This window comes from Streptomyces sp. NPDC052701 (genome assembly GCF_040678355.1).
Taxonomy (GTDB): Bacteria; Actinomycetota; Actinomycetes; order Streptomycetales; family Streptomycetaceae; genus Streptomyces.
This window is the reverse complement of the sequence record NZ_JBFATO010000004.1, coordinates 14,282-33,520: the sequence shown is the minus strand read 5'-3', so window position 1 is coordinate 33,520 and position 19,239 is coordinate 14,282. Positions and strand designations below refer to the sequence as shown.

The following is a 19,239-nucleotide window of genomic DNA, read 5'->3' as shown; positions in this document are numbered from 1 at the left end:
TGAGGGCGCGCGGCGGCCCCGGGGCGGCCGCGCCGTCCCCGGGACCGCCCGCACGGCGGCGGTCCGGTGACCGCCGGACCGGCCGATCGCGGCGTGCCGGGCGCCCGCGCGGCCCCGCCGAGGGGCAGCCGCTTCGTACGGACCGTCCCGCCGGCGGCGGACCCGGAGCGCGGGCGGCGGGCTCTCCAGGGCCTGTCGTCGGACTCCCGCCTGCCCCGCGACGCCCTGCACGCCCTCTTGCAGCACCGGGCGCAGACCCGGGTACATCCAGTACGAGGGTCCGCGCCCGGCATGCCGGAAGCACGCACCCGACACCGCGGGGCCCGCCCTCCGGGCGGACGACGGGAGTTCGACGACAGGCCCTAGGCCGCGTCCTGCCGCAGGTCGAGCAGGTCGATCACCCCGGTGAGGTCCTCGTCGCCCTGGCCGCCGGCGAGCCGGCGCGCCATCAGGTCAAGGAACGGCGTCAGCAGTTCCGGGCTCACGCCCTGCTCCTCGGCCGTCCGCAGCAGCGTGGCACTGCCCGCGACCTGCATCGCGAGGGTGGAGACCACGTTCCCGGTGTAGTCGCCGCTCTCCAGGCGCTCGGCGCTCCGGTACGCGGCCGGGGCCATCGCGCCGAGCCAGGACACCAGCAGCGGCGCGAAGTCCCGGGGGGCGATGTCCTCCCGGCGGATCAGGGCGAAGGCGTGCGAGACGCCGGCGAACATGCCGTACATCGCGCTCAGCAGCGCCACGTCGTGCAGGGCCGCGAACCCCGGGTCCTCTCCCACGTACCGGGCGCCGGCCGGGACGGCGAGCGTGTCCCGGTGCTCCTCGAAGAGCGCGGCGGAACCGCTGTACAGGACGTACCCGCCGGACCCGGGGTCCCCCACCATCGGCGGGACGGCCATGATCCCGCCGTCCAGGAAGCGGGCGCCGCGCGCCTCGGCCCAGGCCGCCCGGGCCCGGGCCTGCGCGGGCGTACCGGTGGTGAGGTCGACCAGGTCACGCCCGGCCAGGTCGCATCCTTCGAGGGCCTCGCCGACGGAGGCGTCGTCGAGCAGGCAGGCGACCACGAGAGGGCTCGCCGCCACCGCCTCGGCGGCGGTCGCGGCGACCGCCGCGCCCTCGGCGGCCAGCGCCTCGGCACGGGCGGGGGTGCGGTTCCAGACGGTCACCGGGTGGCCGGCGGCGAGCCAGGCCCGCGCGAGGGCCGCGCCCATGGCGCCGGTGCCGAGCAGGGTGACGGGGGCGCGGGAGGCGGGGCCGGGGGAGGGGGCCCGGAGGGAAGACGCGGTGGGGGAGACGGTGTTGTCGGTCATGGCGATCAGGCTCGCCGCGGGAGGACGGCCTGCTCAAGTACGTACTTCGAAGTGGGTGGTTACTCCGGGGGAAGGGTCCAGGCAGACGAAGGGGACGAGGTCCGGGCATGGCGACGGTACGGCGGCCGGGGACGTATGTGTGCGGGGTCGACGCGGCGATGGACGTGATCGGCGGGAAGTGGAAGGTGCTCATCCTGTGGGCGCTGGCCGTGCGGCCGTGCCGCTTCGGCGAGCTGCGCCGGGAGGTGCCGGGGATCACGGAGAAGGTACTCGCCTCGCACCTGCGGGAGCTGGAGACCGACGGCATCGTGCACCGCGAGGAGTACGAGGAGGTGCCGCCCCGCGTGGAGTACTCGCTGACGCCCCGGGGCGTCGCCCTCAACGAGGCGCTGGAGCCGCTCGGGGCGTGGGGGCGCGAGCACGTCCTGGGGGACGCGTACCGCGGCGGTGCGGGCGGCGGCCCGGCGCCCGGCGGGCGTTCGGCGACCGCCCGTCGGGCGCGCGAAGACCACGACGTTCCCCTGGTGGCCGGCGGCGCGTGAGGAGCCGCCGCCGCAGGTGCCGCCCCGCGGCCCGGGCCGCCCGGCCGCCCCGTACACCGTCGCGTCGGGCAAGTCCCGCACGTCGTACACCTCGACGGCGTCCACGGCGAACGCGGCGACGCCGCCGTCCCGCCGGCCCCCCTCCCGAACCTCTCCCGCCCTTCCTGGAGCTCGTCCCCGTGCCCCCCTCCGGGCCGCGAGGGGCGTCGGACCCGGAGGGGGTGGGGACATGCGGTACCGGCGGACGGACAGCGGAGGGTGTCCGTCAGATCCCGTCGCCTCTCGCCCGGCGATGCAGGAGCCAGGTACCGCCCGCGGCGGCGACGGCGAGGGCCGCCACACCGGCCGCGGTCTGCACGGGATCGGGGCCCAGTGCGCCGCCGACCCCCGTCTTCACGCTTCCCCTCGGATGGACCTGCTCGCGCGGGGCCGTCAGCGTGACCACCAGGTCGCCCGTCACCCGCCGGTCCTCCCCGGCGCAGGTCGCGACGATCTCGTACGTCCCCGGCTGCGCGCCCGCCGGCACCCTGAACCGCCCGGCCGCGTCCCGCCCGTGGCTGCCGGGCGCCAGGGTGAAGGAACCGGCCCCCACCGCGCCGGCGTCGCCCGCCGCCGTGCCGCCGTCCCCGCACGCGGCCGTGCCCACCGTGACCTGGCCGCCCGGGACGACGGAGGACGGGTGCACCCCGAGACCGCCGGTGCCGGTACCGGTACCGGTGCCGTACGCGGGGGCGGTGAGGAGGCCCGCGGCGACGACGGCGAGAGCGGTACCGGTCAGCAGCCGGACGGTACGTCGCATCGGTGCTCCTTCGAGCTGTCGAGTCGTTCGTGCCCCTGCCTTACAGAGGAAAGGGCCGGCGGAGCCGGGCCGCTTTCTGACGACTCGTCAGAAATGCGGGGAACGGGTGCCGCGCGCAAGCCGACGGAGCCTTCCTCGCCGCCGTTTCGGCAGGTCAGGGGCGCGCGTCGGGTGCGTCGCGGAAAACCGCGGGGGCGCGGGTGTGAACGGGTGACCCGCCCCGCACGGGGCCGCGTCCACCGCCGCGTCTACCGCCGCGCCCGCCAGTCGCCGCCCTCGATCGGCCTCCCCCGGGAGCGCAGCCGGGCGGCCACGGCGGGCGCGGCGACGTACACCCAGGCCCGGACGGCACTGCCGTCCGCGTCGCGGACCACCTCCCGCCCGACCCGCTCGTACAGGTTCCGCGGCGACCCCGGCACGTACTCCTCCAGCCGGTCGAGCTCGGCCAGCAGTCCGGCGTAGTCCTGCGGCAGCGCGGTGACCAGCTCCCCGCGCACCACCCCGCCCGGCTCCTCGACGGCGTAGGGGTAACCGGGTCCGTCGTACAGCACCGCGCCCCCGAGCCGCCCGGGCTCCTCGCGGCGGGTCCGGCCGCGCAGGAAGAGGCGGTGGTTGGCCTCGCCGGGGCGCAGGGTGCCGTAGACGAAGAAGGGGAGACAGGGCAGCGGGGGGAGTGCGGACGAGGGCCTCACGGAAACGATTCTCCCCCCTCACGCGCAGGGCGCTCTACGGCCCCGTCGTCTTCGTCGTCTCCGTGATCTCCGACGTCCCCACCGCCTCCAGCCGCACCGCGCACGCCTTGAACTCCGGCATCCGCGAGACCGGGTCGAGCGCGGGATTGGTGAGCGTGTTGGCACGGCCCTCGCCCGGCCAGTGGAAGGGCATGAAGACCGTGTCCGGGCGGATGCCGGCCGTGATGCGGGCCGGGGCGACCGCCCGGCCGCGGCGCGACACCACGGCCACCGGGTCGCCCTCCGCCGCGCCCAGGCGTGCCGCCAGGCGCGGATGGAGTTCCACGAACGGGCCCGGCGCGGCGGCGTTCAGCTCCGCCACGCGCCGGGTCTGCGCACCGGACTGGTACTGGGCCACCACCCGCCCGGTGGTCAGCAGCACGGGGTACTCGTCGTCCGGTTCCTCGGCGACCGGCCGGTGCGAGACGGGCACGAAGCGCGCCCTGCCGTCCTCGGTGGCGAACCGGTCGAGGAAGAGGCGCGGGGTGCCCGGGTGCGGAGCCGGCGCCTCCCGGCCGGGACCGCCGGGCGGCGGCCCGTCCGACGCGGCGTCCCCGCCCTCGGGCGCCCCGGTGGGCGCCGGGCACGGCCAGAACACCCCGTTCTCCTCCGCGAGCCTGCGGTAGGTGATCCCCGAGTAGTCCGCCGGGCCTCCCGCGCTCGCCCGGCGCAGCTCCTCGAAGACCTCCTCCGGGTCGGTCGGGAAGCCCTTCTCCACGCCGAGCCGGGCGGCCAGCCCGTGCAGGACGTGCAGGTCGCTGCGGACGCCCTCGGGCGGGGTGAGGGCCTGGCGCCGCAGCAGCACCCGGCCCTCCAGGCTGGTGGTGGTGCCGTTCTCCTCCGCCCACTGCGTGACCGGCAGGACGACGTCCGCGAGCGCCGCCGTCTCCGACAGCACCACGTCGCACACCGCCAGGAAGTCCAGCGACCTCAGCCGCTCCTCGACGTGCGCGGCGCGCGGCGCCGACACCACCGGGTTGGACCCCATCACCAGCAGCGACCTGATGTCGGTGCCCAGCGCGTCCAGCAGCTCGTACGCGCTGCGCCCCGGACCGGGCAGCGTGTCGGGGTCCACGCCCCACACCCCGGCCACGTGCCGTCGTGCCGCCGGGTCGGTCAGCTTGCGGTAGCCGGGCAACTGGTCGGCCTTCTGGCCGTGTTCGCGCCCGCCCTGCCCGTTGCCCTGCCCGGTCAGGCAGCCGTACCCGGACAGCGGGCGGCCCGCCCGGCCGGTGGCCAGGCACAGGTTGATCCACGCGCCCACCGTGTCGGTGCCCTTGGACTGCTGCTCGGGCCCGCGCGCGGTGAGCACCATCGCGTGCTCCGGCTCGCAGAACAGCCGGACCGCCTCGCGCAGTTGGGGAACGGACACCCCCGTGATCCGCTCCACGTACTCCGGCCAGTGCGCCATCGCCGCCGCCCGGGCCTCCTCCCAGCCGGCCGTGCGCTCCCGGACGTACTCCTCGTCCACCCGGCCCTCGGCGACCACCAGGTGCAGCAGGCCCAGTGCGAGCGCCAGGTCGGTGCCGGGGCGGGGCGCGAGGTGCAGGTCGGCGTGCTCGGCGGTCCTCGTGCGGCGCGGGTCGACCACGACGAGCGTGCCGCCGTTCTCCCTCAGCTCGGTGAGGAAGCGCAGCGACGGCGGCATCGTCTCCGCGAGGTTGGAGCCGACCAGGATCACGCAGCCGGTCCGCGGGACGTCCTCCAGCGGGAACGGCAGCCCGCGGTCCAGCCCGAACGCCCTGGTCCCGGCCGCCGCCGCCGACGACATGCAGAACCGGCCGTTGTAGTCGATCTGCGAGGTGCCCAGCACGATCCGCGCGAACTTGCCCAGCGCGTACGCCTTCTCGTTGGTCAGCCCGCCCCCGCCGAACACCCCCACCGCGTCCGGCCCGTGCCCGGCACGGGTGCGCGTGAGCCCCTCGGCGACCCGGTCCAGCGCCTCGTCCCAGGAGGCGGGCGCGAGCGTGCCCCCGGAGCGCACCAGCGGGGAGGTCAGCCGCACCCGGGACGAGAGCACCGCCGGCGCCGTACGGCCCTTGCCGCACAGCGCGCCCCGGTTCACCGGGAAGTCCGTCCGCTCGCTCACCTCGACGGTCCCGTCGGCCGAGGGCGTCAGATTCATCCCGCACTGCAGGGCGCAGTACGGGCAGTGCGTGGGCGTCGCGGAGTTCTGCATGCCGTTCAGCGTGGTCCGGCCGTGTTACGTGCGGGACGGCCCCCTGTTACGCGACCGGCACGGGCACCTCCCCGCCGCCGCCGGCCCGGCGTGAGGCGCCGCGAGCGCCCCGCCTCACCGCCCGGCGGCGAGCGCCCGCGCCACGCCGGGCTCCCGCGGGCCGAGGAACCGGGGGTCCGGCCGCACGACCGCGTCGAAGGCCGCCTTGTGCGCCGCGAGGACCTCCCGGACGCCCCCGTAATACCAGGTGACGTCGTGCCGGTCGGCGGCCCCGACGCCGTACGAGGCGACACCCGCCGCCTCGCACAGCGCCACCGCCCGCCGGATGTGGAAGCCCTGGCTGATCAGGACCGCCCGGTCCACGCCGAAGACCTTCTTCGCGCGCACGCAGGAGTCCCAGGTGTCGAAGCCGGCGTAGTCGCTGACGACGCGGGCGTCCGGGACGCCGTGCCGGGTCAGGTAGGCGCGCATCGCGTCGGGCTCGTCGTAGTCCTCCCGGCTGTTGTCGCCGGTGACCAGGACCACCTCGATCCGCCCCGCGCGGTACAGCCGAACCGCCGCGTCCAGCCGGTGCGCCAGGTACGGCGACGGCTCCCCGTCCCACAGGCCCGCGCCGAACACCACCGCCACGTCGGTGCGCGGCACGCCGGCCGCCGGCCGCAGCCGGTCGTCCGCCACCGCGTGCAGCCAGGTCGCCGGCAGCAGCGCCAGTACGCACACGGCCATGACCGCCTGCACCAGCCGCCGCCGCCCGGCGCGGGTGCGCGGCAACCGCGGCCGCACGGCTCTCCAACGGCGCATCGGACGCCCCCTCCCCGGTCGGCCCTCGCCCCGAAGAACGCCCCGGCGGGGCCCCCGGTTCCCCCGCGCCCCCGTGACAGGCTTCACTCCGGACGGTGAAACCACAGGTCACACCACCTCACACAGCCCGGACACCCCACCGTGAAGCCCCGGAAAACACCCGTCATTCCCGTGCAACGGGAAGGCAACGTGCCGCCGCCACCATCGGTGCATGAAGGCGACGAACAGCACCCCCGGCCCTACGGCGGACCTCATGCGGCGGATCAGCACCCGGCTCACCGGCCGGCTCGGCCGTGTCCCCCCGCCCCACGGCCGCCGCCCGGCCCCGCCCGCCCTCGTCGTCGTCGCGCACGGCAGCCGCGACCCGCGCGCGCTGAGCACCGTGCGGGAGCTCCTGGACCGGGTGCGCGAGCTGCGCCCCGGCCTGCCCGTGCACCTCGGGCACATCGAGCTGAACGAGCCGCTGCTGCCCGACACGCTCGCCGCCCTGGGGGAGGCCGAGGCGGTGCTCGTCCCGCTGCTGCTCAGCCGCGGCCACCACGTCAAGCAGGACATCCCGGAGATGGCCGCCGCCGCCCGGGCCCGCACCCGCGTGGCCGCCCCGCTCGGCCCGCACCCGCTGCTCGTCGACGCCCTGCACGCCCGGCTGGCCGAGGCCGGCTGGCCGGCCCGGACGGACGAGGACACCCGCCGCACCGGTGGTGTCGTCCTCGCCGCCGCCGGCTCCCGCGATCCCGAGTCCCGCACCGACACCGGCCGCACCGCCCGGCTCCTCGCCGACCGCCTCGGCGTCCCCGTCGTCCCCGCCTACGCCTCCGCCGCCGCGCCCACGGTCCCCGAGGCCGTCCGCGCCCTGGCGGCCCGGGGCCGCCGCCGCGTCGCCGTCGCCTCCTGCTTCACCGCCCCCGGCCGCTTCGCCGCCGAGTGCGCCGAGGCCGCCCCCGGCATCGTCTCGGCCCCCCTCGGCACCCACCCGTCGATGGCCCGCCTCCTCCTCCACCGCTACGACCGGACCCTCACAACCCCGGCGACCACCACCCCGGCCCTGGCCCCGGCCTGACGGCACCGGCGGGGACGCCCCCTGAAGAGGGGCGCGGGGAACCGCGCGCCAAGCCGTACACACCCCCGCACCCGCCCGAAACCCCGCCCGGCACACGCGGCGGCACCGGATTGTCACCCCCTGCCCGTACTGTCGAGACATGGAAGGCACCGCACCCCACACCGGCTATGACCCCACGTCAGCGGAACGCTGGGCCGCAGAGCCCGACAAACGCCCCGGCCGCACCGCCTTCCAGCGCGACCGCGCCCGCGTCCTGCACTCCGCCGCCCTGCGCCGCCTCGCCGGGAAGACCCAGGTCGTCACCCCCGGCACCATGGGCCCGGCCTGGGACGCCAGCCCCCGCACCCGCCTCACCCACTCCCTGGAGTGCGCCCAGGTCGGCCGCGAACTCGGCGCCGCCCTCGGCTGCGACCCGGACCTCGTCGAGGCCGCCTGCCTCTCCCACGACCTCGGCCACCCGCCCTTCGGCCACAACGGCGAACAGGCCCTGAACGAGTTCGCCGCGGACTGCGGCGGCTTCGAGGGCAACGCCCAGTCCCTGCGCCTGCTCACCCGCACCGAACCCAAGAGGTTCGTCGCCGACCCGGAGTCGGGGGACCTCGTCAGCGTCGGCCTCAACCTCACCCGCGCCACCCTCGACGCCGCCACCAAGTACCCCTGGCCGCGCGGCGCCCACCCCACCGACCCGGCCTCCTCCAAGTTCGGCGTCTACGAGGACGACCGGCCCGTCTTCGACTGGGTCCGCAAGGAGGCGCCCGGCACCCGCACCTGCTTCGAGGCACAGGTCATGGACTGGTCCGACGACGTCGCCTACTCGGTGCACGACGTGGAGGACGGCCTGCACGCCGGCCACATCGACCCCGGCTGCCTGCACGCCGGGCCCGAACGCCGGGAGGTCTTCGCGGTCGCCGTCGCGCGGTACGTCCCCGCGGACACCGACCCCGCCGAGCTCGCCGAGGCCCTCGACCGGCTCCAGGACCAGCCGTGGTGGCCGCACGGCTACGACGGCACGGCCGTCGCCCAGGCCCGGCTGAAGGACGCCACCAGCCAGCTCATCGGCCGCTTCTGCCTGGCCGCCGAGACCGCCACCCGGGAAGCGTACGGCGGCGGGCGGCTGACCCGGTACACCGCCGAACTCGTCGTCCCGCGCCCGGCGCGCCTGGAGTGCGCCGTCCTCAAGGCGGTCGCCGACCTGTACGTGATGCAGCGCGCCGAGCAGGAGCGGCTGCGCGCCGACCAGCGGGTCGTGGTGCTGGAGCTGGCCGAGGCCCTCACCGCGCGCGCCCCGCACGGGCTGGACCCGCAGTTCCGCGCCCTGTTCGACCGGGCCGCGGACGACCGCGCCCGCAAGCGCGTGATCGTCGACCAGATCGCCTCCCTCACCGACGCCTCGGCCCGCTCCCTCCACGCCCGTCTGACGGGGCGGCGGTGAGACGGGCGGGACACCAGGGGCACGCACCCGCCCGAAGGTGACCCTCCGTGGCCTGATCGGGCCACTCCCCCTTCCCGCATCACGCTCCGTGCGGGACGCTCGCAGGTGGCGGCATCCACAGTGTTCCCCGGGACGACACCCCCCGGACACCCCGGCAGGAGGCGACAAGTGGTCGACGCGGATCAGACATTCGTCATCGTCGGAGGCGGCCTGGCCGGCGCGAAGGCGGCCGAGACGCTCCGGGCGGAGGGCTTCACCGGCCGCGTGATACTGATCTGCGACGAACGGGACCACCCCTACGAGCGCCCGGCCCTGTCCAAGGGCTACCTGCTCGGCAAGGAGGAGCGCGACAGCGTCTTCGTGCACGAACCCGCCTGGTACGCGCGCAACGACGTCGAACTGCACCTCGGCCGGACCGTCGACGCCATCGACCGGACGGCGAAGACGGTCCGCTTCGGCGAGGACGGCACCCTCGTCCGCTACGACAAGCTGCTGCTGGCCACCGGCGCCGAGCCCCGCCGCCTGGACGTCCCCGGCACCGGCCTGGCCGGCGTGCACCACCTGCGCCGCCTCGCCCACGCCGAGCGCCTCAGGCACGTCCTCGCCTCCCTCGGCCGCGACAACGGCCACCTCGTGATCGCCGGCGCCGGCTGGATCGGCCTGGAGGTCGCCGCGGCGGCCCGCGAGTACGGCGCCGAGGTCACCGTCGTGGAGCCCGAGCCGACCCCGCTGCACGCGGTGCTCGGCCCCGAGCTCGGCCAGCTCTTCGCCGAGCTGCACCGCGAGCACGGCGTCCGCTTCCACTTCGGCGTCCGGCTCACCGAGATCGTCGGCCAGGACGGCGTGGTGCTCGCGGCCCGCACGGACGACGGCGAGGAGCACCCCGCGCACGACGTCCTGGCCGCCGTCGGCGCGGCCCCGCGCACCGGTCTGGCGGAGGCGGCCGGCCTGGAGATCGCCGGCCCCTCCCAGGGCGGCGGCGTCGTCGTCGACGAGCGGCTGCGCACCTCCGACCCCGACATCCACGCCGCGGGCGACGTCGTCTCCTTCCCGCACCCCCTCTTCGGCACCCGGCTGCGCGTCGAGCACTGGGCCAACGCGCTCAACGGCGGCCCGGCGGCGGCCCGCGCGATGCTGGGCCGCGACGTGACCTACGACCGCGTGCCCTATTTCTTCTCCGACCAGTACGACCTGGGCATGGAGTACTCCGGCTGGGCGCCCCCGGGCAGCTACGACGAGGTGGTGGTCCGGGGGGACGCGGGCAGGCGGGAGTTCATCGCGTTCTGGGTGAAGGAGGAACGCGTGCTGGCCGGGATGAACGTGAACGTGTGGGACGTCACGGACCGGATCCAGCGGCTGATCCGTTCCGGGGCCCGGGTGGACACCGAGGCACTGGCGGACCCGCACGTCCCGCTGGACCGCCTGGCCTCGTGAGCGGCGGGACCGCCCCGCCGTCCCCGTAGAATTCACGCGTGGCAGGACGGATCAACGACGAGGACGTGAAGGCGGTACGGGACGCGGTCCCGATCGACGCCGTCGTGTCCGAGTACCTCCAGCTGCGGAACGCGGGCGGCGGCAACCTCAAGGGGCTGTGCCCGTTCCACGACGAGAAGTCGCCGTCCTTCCAGGTCAGCCCCGCCAAGGGGCTTTTCCACTGCTTCGGCTGCCAGGAGGGCGGCGACACCATCACGTTCGTGATGAAGATCGACCACCTCTCCTTCTCGGAGGCGGTCGAGCGCCTCGCCGCCCAGGCCGGCATCACCCTGCGCTATGAGGAGGGCGGGTACAACCCCGCCCACCAGCGCGGCGAACGCATCCGCCTGGTCGAGGCCCACAAGATCGCCGCCGAGTGGTACGCGGAACAGCTCGCGACCTCCCCCGAGGCCGAGGCCGGCCGGCTCTTCCTCGCCGAGCGCGGCTTCGACCAGGCCGCCGCCGTCCACTTCGGCGTCGGCTACAGCCCCCAGGGCTGGGACCACCTCACCCGCTACCTGCGCGGCAAGGGCTTCAGCGACAAGGAGCTGATCCTCTCCGGCCTCTCCCAGGAGGGCCGCCGCGGCCCCATCGACCGCTTCCGCGGCCGTCTGATGTGGCCCGTCCGGGACATCGGCGGCGACGTCGTCGGCTTCGGCGCCCGCAAGCTGTACGAGGCGGACAACGGCCCCAAGTACCTCAACACCCCCGAGACGGCGATCTACAAGAAGAGCCAGGTGCTGTACGGCATCGACCTGGCCAAGAAGGAGATCGCCAAGACCTCCCGCGCGGTCGTCGTCGAGGGCTACACCGACGTCATGGCCTGCCACCTCGCCGGCGTGACCACCGCCATCGCGACCTGCGGCACGGCCTTCGGCGGCGACCACATCAAGATCCTGCGCCGGCTGCTGATGGACAACGGCAGCGCCCGCGTGATCTTCACCTTCGACGGCGACGCGGCCGGCCAGAAGGCGGCCCTGCGCGCCTTCGAGGACGACCAGAAGTTCGCCGCCGAGACCTACATCGCCATCGCCCCCGACGGCATGGACCCCTGCGACCTGCGCCTGGCCAAGGGCGACGAGGCGGTCGCGGACCTGGTCGAACCCCGCACCCCGCTCTTCGAGTTCGCCCTGCGCCAGATCGTGAGCCGCTACGACCTGGACACCCCCGCGGGCCGCGCCGCTGCCCTCGACGAGGCCGCCCCGGTCGTCGCCCGCATCAAGAACAGCGGCGCCCAGCACGAGGTCGCCGTCCAGCTCGCGGGCATGCTCGGCATCCTCGACACCCAGTTCGTGGTCAAGCGGGTGGCGCAGCTGGCCCGTTGGGCCCGCGAGCGCGGCGGCAGGGGACCGGCGCCGGACCGGCACCAGCACGCCCCGCAGCAGTACGCGGGCCCCGCCCGGTCCGCTTCCCGGGGCCCGGCCCTCAACCTGCGCAACCCCGTCCACGCCACCGAGCGGGAGCTGCTCAAACTCGCCCTCCAGCGCCCGGAGCTGGTCTCCCCGGCCTTCGACGCGTACGGCGTCGACGAGTTCACCGCCCCGCCCTACGCGGCCGTCCGCCAGGCCATCGCGGACGCGGGCGGCGCCGAACTGGGCGTGCAGGACCCGCAGGACTACCTGGTCCGGGTCCGCGAGGCCGCCCCCGACGACACCGTCCGGGCCATGGTCACCGAGCTCGCGGTCGAGGCGATCATGCTGCACAGGGGCGTCAAGGAGGTCGACGAGACCTACGCGGGCGCCCAGTTGGTCACCGTCCGCCGCCGCGCCGTCGAGCGCCGGGTCCGCGACATCCAGAGTCAGCTCACCCGCCTCGGCTCCCAGGGCGATCCGGCCCGGCTGGCCGCCGTGCAGAACGAGCTGTGGGTCCTCCAGCAGTACGACCAGGCCCTGCGGGAGCACGGCGCGGCAGCGCTCTGAGGCCCGTTCGGTCCGCGATTCGAGCTGTTTCGGGTCCGCCGGGCCGCTCACCCGTCCGGTGGGAGTAACCACGCGGTCACGGACCGGACGCAAAAAGTCACCGCACGCCCCTCGTGGCGACGATGTGTCTTACTCCACACTGGGTTGCGGTGCCTGAGTCCTCGGAGCGCGGCCGATCCGTCCCCTGCGGATCCCTGACCCCCGCGGTTCCGCTCATCGCGTACGGGACGGACAGCGGCGAGGCCGCCGACTCCGCTCCCGAAGTACCGCTGCCGCACACCTCAGCAGCGATCATCCTGGAGGTCGCCCCCCGTGCAGACCCAGACCCTCGTCCAGACCGACACCCGTACGGACGGCGCGGAACCCGACGCGCGAAGCGGCGTTCTCGTCGCCGTGCCCGCGCAGGGCCGTGCCGTGCACCACCCCGGGACCCAGCCGCACGAGCCGGCAGAACCGCCGGCCGGCGCGCGGGACGCCGAGCCCGCCGAACCCACCGAGCCCACCGAGCCCGCCGAACCCGTCGAGCCCGTCGAGGCGCAGCCCGCCCGCGCCGAGACCGGCGGCCCCTCCTCGGACCTGTTCCGCCAGTACCTGCGCGAGATCGGCCGCATCCCCCTGCTCACCGCGGCCGAGGAGGTCGAACTCGCCCGCCGCGTCGAGGCCGGCCTGTTCGCCGAGGAGAAACTGCGGCTCACCCCCGACCTCGACAGCCGGCTCGCCCTCGACCTGGACCGGCTCGTCGTCATGGGCCGCATGGCCAAGCGCCGCCTGATCGAGGCGAACCTGCGGCTCGTCGTCTCCGTGGCGAAGCGGTACGTCGGCCGCGGCCTGACCATGCTCGACCTGGTCCAGGAGGGCAACCTGGGCCTCATCCGGGCCGTGGAGAAGTTCGACTACGCCCGCGGCTACAAGTTCTCCACGTACGCCACCTGGTGGATCCGCCAGGCCATGTCCCGCGCGCTGGCCGACCAGGCCCGCACGATCCGGGTCCCCGTCCACGTGGTGGAGCTGATCAACCGGGTCGTCCGCGTCCAGCGCCGCATGCTGCAGGAGCGGGGGCGCGAGCCGACGCCCGAGGAGGTCGCCGCCCACCTCGACCTGCCGCCGGAGCGGGTGAGCGAGGTGCTGCGCCTGGCCCAGGAGCCGGTGTCGCTGCACGCCCCGGTGGGCGAGGAGGACGACGTCGCCCTCGGCGACCTGATCGAGGACGGCGACGCGGCCAGCCCGGTGGAGTCGGCGGCGTTCCTGCTGCTCCGGGAGCACCTGGACGTGGTGCTCTCCACCCTCGGCGAACGCGAGCGCAAGGTGGTCCAGCTCCGCTACGGCCTGGCCGACGGCCGCCCCCGCACCCTGGAGGAGATAGGGCGCATCTTCGGCGTGACCCGGGAGCGCATCCGGCAGATCGAGTCCAAGACCCTCAACAAGCTGCGCGACCACGCCTTCGCGGACCAGCTGCGGGGCTACCTGGACTGAACGCGCGGTGCCGCCGCGGCACACGCGGCCGCAGCGGCACCCCGGCGCCGGCGGCGCCCTCAGTCCACCTCGGCCACCGCCTGCGCGAACTGCGCCCGGTACAGCCGGGCGTAGGCGCCGCCGGCCGCGAGCAGCTCCGCGTGGGAGCCCTGCTCGACGATCGAGCCGTTCTCCATCACGAGGATGGTGTCGGCGTCCCGGATCGTCGACAGCCGGTGCGCGATGACGAACGCCGTCCGCCCGTGCGCCAGTTTCGCCATCGCCTTCTGGATCAGCACCTCGGTGCGGGTGTCGACGGAGCTGGTCGCCTCGTCCAGCACCAGGATCACCGGGTCGGACAGGAACGCCCGCGCGATGGTGACGAGCTGCTTCTCACCGGCGCTCACCCCGCTGCCCTCGTCGTCGATCACCGTGTCGTAGCCGTCGGGCAGCGTCCGGATGAACCGGTCGGCGTGCGCGGCCCGCGCCGCCTCCTCGATCTCCCCGCGGGTGACCTCCCGGGCGGCCCCGTAGGCGATGTTCTCGGCGATGGTGCCGCCGAACAGCCAGGTGTCCTGCAGCACCATGCCGATCCCGGCGCGCAGTTCGTCCCGGGACATCCGCGCGATGTCCACGCCGTCGAGGGTGATGCGCCCGCCGGTGACCTCGTAGAACCGCATGAGCAGATTGACCAGGGTCGTCTTGCCCGCGCCCGTCGGGCCGACGATCGCGACCGTCCGGCCGGGCTCCACCGTCAGCGACAGGTCCTCGATCAGCGGCTTGTCGGGGTCGTACCGGAACGACACGTGCTCCAGCGCCACCCGCCCGCGCAGCTCCCCGGGCCGCAGCCCCGGCTCGGGGTCCGCCTCCTGCTCCTCGGCGTCCAGCAGCTCGAAGACCCGCTCGGCGGACGCGACACCGGACTGCACGAGGTTCGCCATCGACGCGACCTGCGTCAGCGGCATGGAGAACTGCCGCGAGTACTGGATGAAGGCCTGCACGTCACCGATGGACAGCGCGCCGGACGCGACCCTGAGGCCGCCGACGACCGCCACCAGCACGTAGTTGATGTTCGACACGAAGAACATCAGCGGCTGCATGACCCCGCTGTTGAACTGCGCCCGGAACCCGGCCTCGTACAGCGCCTCGTTCTCCTCGGCGAACTGCCGCGCCGACTCCTCCTGCCGCCCGAACACCTTCACCAGGGCGTGCCCGGTGTACATCTCCTCGATGTGCGCGTTGAGCCTGCCGGTCGTGCGCCACTGCTGCACGAAGTGCGGCTGGGAGCGCTTGCCCACGCGGGTGGCGACGACGAACGACAGCGGCACGGTCACCAGCGCGACCAGCGCCAGGATCCAGGAGACGTAGAACATCATCGCGAGCACGCCGACGATGGTCAGCAGCGAGTTGATCAGCTGGCCCAGCGACTGCTGGAGCGTCTGCCCGATGTTGTCGATGTCGTTGGTGGCCCGGCTGAGCACCTCGCCGCGCCGGCGCTCGTCGAAGTACGACAGCGGCAGCCGCGACAGCTTGGTCTGCACGTCCTCGCGCATCCGGTACATGGTCCGGTTGACGGCCCGGTTCACCAGCCGCGTAGCCCCCGCCATCAGCACACCGGCCCCGACGAACACGGCCAGCGCGACCAGCAGCACGTTCCCGACGGCGGTGAAGTCGATGCCCTCGCCCGGGGTGAAGTCCGTGCTGCGCAGCATGTCGGCGACGTCGCCCTCGCCGCGCTCGCGCATGGAGTCGAGGACCTGCTCCTTGCTCGCCCCGTCCGGCATCTCCCGCCCGACGATCCCCGCGAAGACCAGGTCGGTCGCCCTGCCGAGGATCTTCGGCCCGAGGACGCTGAGGCCGACGCTGACGACCACGCACAGCAGCAGCGCGTAGATGGTCAGCCGCTCCGGCCGGAACCGGGCGAGAAGCCGTCTGCCCGACCCCTTGAAGTCCATCGAGCGCTGATCGGGGCCGCCCCCGGCCATCATCCGCCCCATCGGCCCCGCCATCAGGCAGCCTCCGCTTCCGTCAGCTGGGAGAGCACGATCTCCCGGTAGGTCTCGTTGCCCGCCATCAGTTCGTGGTGCCGGCCCGTGCCGACGACCCGGCCCTCGTCGAGGACCACGATCCGGTCGGCGTCCCGGATGGTCGCCACCCGCTGGGCGACGATCACCACGGTCGCCTCCGCGGTCTCCCGCGACAGGGCCGCGCGCAGCGCCGCGTCCGTGGCGTAGTCCAGCGCGGAGAAGGAGTCGTCGAAGAGGTAGATCTCCGGGCGCTGCACCAGCGTGCGGGCGATGGCCAGCCGCTGCCGCTGACCGCCGGAGACGTTCGTCCCGCCCTGCGCGATCGGCGCGTCCAGCCCGCCCTCCAGCCGCTCGACGAACTCCCTGGCCTGCGCCACCTCCAGCGCGTGCCACAGCTCCGCGTCGGTGGCGCCGGGATTGCCGTAGCGCAGGTTGGTGGCCACCGTGCCCGCGAACAGGTACGGCTTCTGCGGCACCAGCCCGACCGTCCTCGCCAGCACCACCGGGTCGATGCCGCGCACGTCCACGCCGTCGACGAGGACCTCCCCGTCGGTCGCGTCGAACAGCCGGGGGACCAGCCCCAGCAGCGTCGACTTGCCGCTGCCGGTCGAGCCGATGACGGCGGTGGTCTCGCCCGGCCGGGCGACCAGGTCGATCCCCTTGAGCACCGGCTCCTCGGCCCCCGGATACCGGAAGCCCGCCGAGCGGAGCTCCAGGTGCCCGTGCCGGCGCAGCTCGCGCACGGGCGCGGCGGGCGGCACGACACTGGACTCCGTGTCCAGCACCTCCTGGATGCGCTCGGCGCACACCTCCGCGCGCGGCACCATCATGAACATGAAGGTGGCCATCATCACGGACATGACGATCTGCATGAGGTAGGCCAGGAACGCGGTCAGGTCGCCGATCTCCATGGCGCCGCTGCCGATGCGGTGCGCGCCGAACCACACCACCGCGATCGACGACAGGTTCACCACCGTCATGACCACCGGGAACATCAGCGCCAGCAGGTTGCCGGTGCCCGTCGACATGTCGGTGAGGTCGGCGTTGGCCTTCCCGAAGCGCCGCTGCTCGTACTCGTCCCGGACGAAGGCGCGGATCACCCGGTTGCCGGTGATCTGCTCGCGCAGCACCCGGTTCACCGTGTCCAGCCGCTCCTGCATGGCCCGGTACAGCGGGCGCAGCCGCCGTACGATCAGCGTCACGCAGATGCCCAGCACCGGTACCACCGCGACCAGTACCCCGGACAGCGGCACGTCCAGGCCGAGTGCCATCACGATCCCGCCCACGCACATGATGGGCGCCGACACCATCAGCGTGAACGTCATCAGCGCCAGCATCTGCACCTGCTGGACGTCGTTCGTCGTACGGGTGATCAGCGAGGGCGCCCCGAAGTGGCCGACCTCACGCGCCGAGAACGACTGCACCCGGTCGAACACGGCGGCCCGCACGTCCCTGCCGAGCGCCGACGCGGTACGGGCGGCGTGGTACACCGCACCGATGTTGCACACGACCTGGACCAGCGAGATGCCGATCATCAGGGCGCCGTAGCCGAGGATGTAGCCGGTGTCCCCGCGCACGACACCGCGGTCGATGATGTCCGCGTTCAGCGTGGGCAGGTAGAGCGTGGCGCAGGTCTGCAGGAACTGCAGCAGTACCAGCAGGGCGATGGGTTTGCGGTACGGCCTGAGGTGGGCCCGCAGGAGTCGTATGAGCACGCTGCTTCTCTCGGAGTCGGCGATCGGGGGGAGGTGCCTTGGCCCCCATCGTCGAACACTCCACCCGCGTTACCTCAACCGATTAATCCGGCGGTGGTGCCGGTCACCCCCCAAACGCCCCCGGATGGGTCTGCTCCCGCACCGACACGAACTGCTGGCGCACCGCCTGACCCACCGCCAGTTCCTCGCCGGGCTCCAGCACCTGGGCGACCGCGCCCTGCCAGGCCGGCGGGGTGCGCGGGTCGAGGGTGCCCCGGGACACCCCGAACGCCCAGGCCGCCTGCCGGGCGGCGCCGATCGCCGCGTAGTCGGCGGGCTGCGGCACCACGACCTGCGTCCCGAACAGCGAGGGCGCCGCGGCCTGCACGGCGGGCAGCTCCGCGGCCGGCCCGAGCAGGAAGACGCGCCGCACCTCCACGCCCCGGCCGCGCAGCACGTCCAGCGCGTCGGCGAGCCCGCACAGCATGCCCTCGAACGCGGCCCGCGCCAGGTGCTCCGGCTTCATCGACTCACGCCTGAGCCCCGCCAGGGTCCCCGCCGTGTGCGGCAGGTAGGGCGTGCGCTCACCCTCCAGATAGGGCAGCAGCACCAGCCCGTGCGCCCCGGGCGTCGACTTCATCGCCAGGTCGGACAGGGTCTCCAGATCGGGCAGCCCCAGCAGCTCGGCGGCCCCGCGCAGGGCCCGTACGGCGTTCAGGGTGGTGACGGCCGGCAGATGCATGCCGGTCGCGTCGGCCAGCGCGGTGATCATCCCGCTCCCGTCGGCGAGCGCCTCGGGATGCACGGCCATGACCGATCCCGAGGCACCCAGCGAGACCACCGCGTCGCCCGGCCCGAGGCCGAGCCCGAACGCCGCCGCCATCGTCTCGCCGGTCCCGGCGGAGATCAGCAGCCCCTCCGGCGTCGTGCCGGCCGCGTCGGCCGGGCCGATCACCTCCGGCAGCACCGCCTGGCGCCCGAGCGCCAGCTCCACCAGGTCGGGCCGGTAGGTGCCGGTCGCCGCCGACCAGTACCCGGTGCCGGACGCCCCGCCCCGGTCGGTGGTCCTCCTGACCGGCCGTCCGAGCAGCTGCCACACCAGCCAGTCGTGCGCCTGGAGCAGGGCGGCCGTGCGCAGGGCGTTGTCGGGTTCGGTGCGGGCCAGCCAGCGCAGCTTGGTCACCGGCTGCGCCACCTGCGGCACACACCCCACCGCCTGCGCCCAGGCCTCGCGCCCGCCCAGCGCGTCGATCAGATCGGCCGCCGCGACCTGCGTCCGCTTGTCGCTGCCGACCATCGCGGGCCGCACGGTGTTGCCCTGCGCGTCCAGCGGCACCACCGCGTTCTGCTGCGCGGACACGCCGATGGCCTGCACGCCCTCCAGCAGCCCGCCGCCCGCCGCCTCGCCCAGGGACAGCAGCCAGGCCTGCGGATCGACGTCGGCCGGCCGCGCCCCGCCCTCCGGCGTCTCCACCGGGTGCGGCGCGTATCCCTGCCGGAGCACGGCCCCCGTGTCCGTGTCGCAGACGACGATACGAGTGAAATCGGGCGAACTGTCCAACCCGGCGACTATCCCCATGGCCAAAATTCTGCCGCACGGGAGGGGGTGGACGCGTCGCCGCGGCCGTCCCCGGACGCCGTCGAGGGCCCCGGGACGGTGTCCGGGGCCCTCGACGGCGCGTGTCGCGGGGGCCAGGGCCTGGCGGGGGGGTGGGGGTGGGGGGGGGGGGGGGCGGGGGGGGGGGCCGGTATATCCAAGTGGGTTTGGGGTTCCCCCCGCTGACGCCCGCGGGCGGGGGGGGGCTGGGGCCCCGCGGGGCGGAGCG

The 19,239-nt window shown here is 74.5% G+C and carries 13 protein-coding genes and 2 pseudogenes; 6 read left to right on the top strand and 9 right to left on the bottom strand.

Features of this window, described 5'->3' with window-relative positions; genetic code table 11:
* Window positions 1-362 precede the first annotated feature (362 nt).
* A complete protein-coding gene (locus AB0L29_RS06900; protein ID WP_365824664.1) occupies window positions 363-1,205 on the bottom strand; it encodes an NAD(P)-binding domain-containing protein in 843 nt (280 codons plus the stop codon).
* A gap of 206 nt (window positions 1,206-1,411) precedes the next feature.
* Between AB0L29_RS06900 and AB0L29_RS06895 the strand changes: the two genes are divergently transcribed.
* A complete protein-coding gene (locus tag AB0L29_RS06895; RefSeq protein WP_365824134.1) occupies window positions 1,412-1,846 on the top strand; it encodes a helix-turn-helix domain-containing protein in 435 nt (144 codons plus the stop codon).
* Here AB0L29_RS06895 and AB0L29_RS06890 read toward each other — a convergent pair.
* The 5 genes and pseudogenes from AB0L29_RS06890 to AB0L29_RS06870 all read right to left on the bottom strand — a co-directional run.
* Window positions 1,787-1,981 (bottom strand): annotated as a pseudogene (locus tag AB0L29_RS06890) (class F sortase); the annotation flags it as partial. The gene AB0L29_RS06895 and the pseudogene AB0L29_RS06890 overlap by 60 nt on opposite strands.
* 130 nt (window positions 1,982-2,111) lie before the next feature.
* Window positions 2,112-2,645, bottom strand: a complete 534-nt coding sequence (locus AB0L29_RS06885) for a hypothetical protein (RefSeq protein ID WP_365824132.1) — start codon at window positions 2,643-2,645, stop codon at window positions 2,112-2,114.
* A 248-nt stretch (window positions 2,646-2,893) separates the two neighbouring features.
* Window positions 2,894-3,337: a gamma-glutamylcyclotransferase family protein gene (locus AB0L29_RS06880; protein WP_365824131.1), complete on the bottom strand. Its 444-nt coding sequence runs from the start codon at window positions 3,335-3,337 to the stop codon at window positions 2,894-2,896.
* Window positions 3,338-3,371: 34 nt separating this feature from the next.
* Window positions 3,372-5,555 carry a molybdopterin oxidoreductase family protein gene (locus tag AB0L29_RS06875; protein WP_365824129.1) on the bottom strand — a complete coding sequence of 728 codons (2,184 nt, stop codon included), beginning with the start codon at window positions 5,553-5,555 and terminating at the stop codon, window positions 3,372-3,374.
* 114 nt (window positions 5,556-5,669) lie between these two features.
* Window positions 5,670-6,356, bottom strand: a complete 687-nt coding sequence (locus AB0L29_RS06870; protein ID WP_365824127.1) for an ElyC/SanA/YdcF family protein — start codon at window positions 6,354-6,356, stop codon at window positions 5,670-5,672.
* A gap of 211 nt (window positions 6,357-6,567) precedes the next feature.
* Here AB0L29_RS06870 and AB0L29_RS06865 point away from each other — a divergent pair, with 211 nt between their 5' ends.
* The 5 genes and pseudogenes from AB0L29_RS06865 to AB0L29_RS06845 all read left to right on the top strand — a co-directional run bounded on the left by AB0L29_RS06865 (window position 6,568) and on the right by AB0L29_RS06845 (window position 13,713).
* Window positions 6,568-7,416, top strand: a complete 849-nt coding sequence (locus AB0L29_RS06865; RefSeq protein ID WP_365824126.1) for a sirohydrochlorin chelatase — start codon at window positions 6,568-6,570, stop codon at window positions 7,414-7,416.
* A gap of 139 nt (window positions 7,417-7,555) precedes the next feature.
* Complete coding sequence (locus AB0L29_RS06860; protein ID WP_365824124.1) at window positions 7,556-8,848, top strand: deoxyguanosinetriphosphate triphosphohydrolase; 1,293 nt, start codon at window positions 7,556-7,558, stop codon at window positions 8,846-8,848.
* A gap of 168 nt (window positions 8,849-9,016) precedes the next feature.
* On the top strand, window positions 9,017-10,282 hold the full coding sequence (locus AB0L29_RS06855; protein WP_365824122.1) for an FAD-dependent oxidoreductase: 1,266 nt from the start codon (window positions 9,017-9,019) through the stop codon (window positions 10,280-10,282).
* Window positions 10,283-10,320: 38 nt separating this feature from the next.
* Window positions 10,321-12,240, top strand: a complete 1,920-nt coding sequence (gene dnaG / locus AB0L29_RS06850) for a DNA primase (RefSeq protein WP_365824120.1) — start codon at window positions 10,321-10,323, stop codon at window positions 12,238-12,240.
* A 149-nt stretch (window positions 12,241-12,389) separates the two neighbouring features.
* Window positions 12,390-13,713: pseudogene (locus tag AB0L29_RS06845) on the top strand (sigma-70 family RNA polymerase sigma factor).
* A gap of 59 nt (window positions 13,714-13,772) precedes the next feature.
* Here the strand turns inward: AB0L29_RS06845 and AB0L29_RS06840 are convergent.
* From AB0L29_RS06840 to AB0L29_RS06830, 3 genes are all read right to left on the bottom strand, one after another.
* Window positions 13,773-15,701 (bottom strand): ABC transporter ATP-binding protein, encoded by a 1,929-nt coding sequence (locus AB0L29_RS06840; RefSeq protein ID WP_365824118.1) that lies wholly within the window; start codon window positions 15,699-15,701, stop codon window positions 13,773-13,775.
* Window positions 15,701-17,434, bottom strand: coding sequence for an ABC transporter ATP-binding protein (locus tag AB0L29_RS06835; RefSeq protein WP_365824116.1), 1,734 nt, complete (start codon window positions 17,432-17,434; stop codon window positions 15,701-15,703). The genes AB0L29_RS06840 and AB0L29_RS06835 overlap by 1 nt, the downstream gene beginning before the upstream one ends.
* A gap of 103 nt (window positions 17,435-17,537) precedes the next feature.
* Window positions 17,538-18,992: an FGGY family carbohydrate kinase gene (locus tag AB0L29_RS06830; protein WP_365824114.1), complete on the bottom strand. Its 1,455-nt coding sequence runs from the start codon at window positions 18,990-18,992 to the stop codon at window positions 17,538-17,540.
* Between the last annotated feature and the right edge of the window lie 247 nt (window positions 18,993-19,239).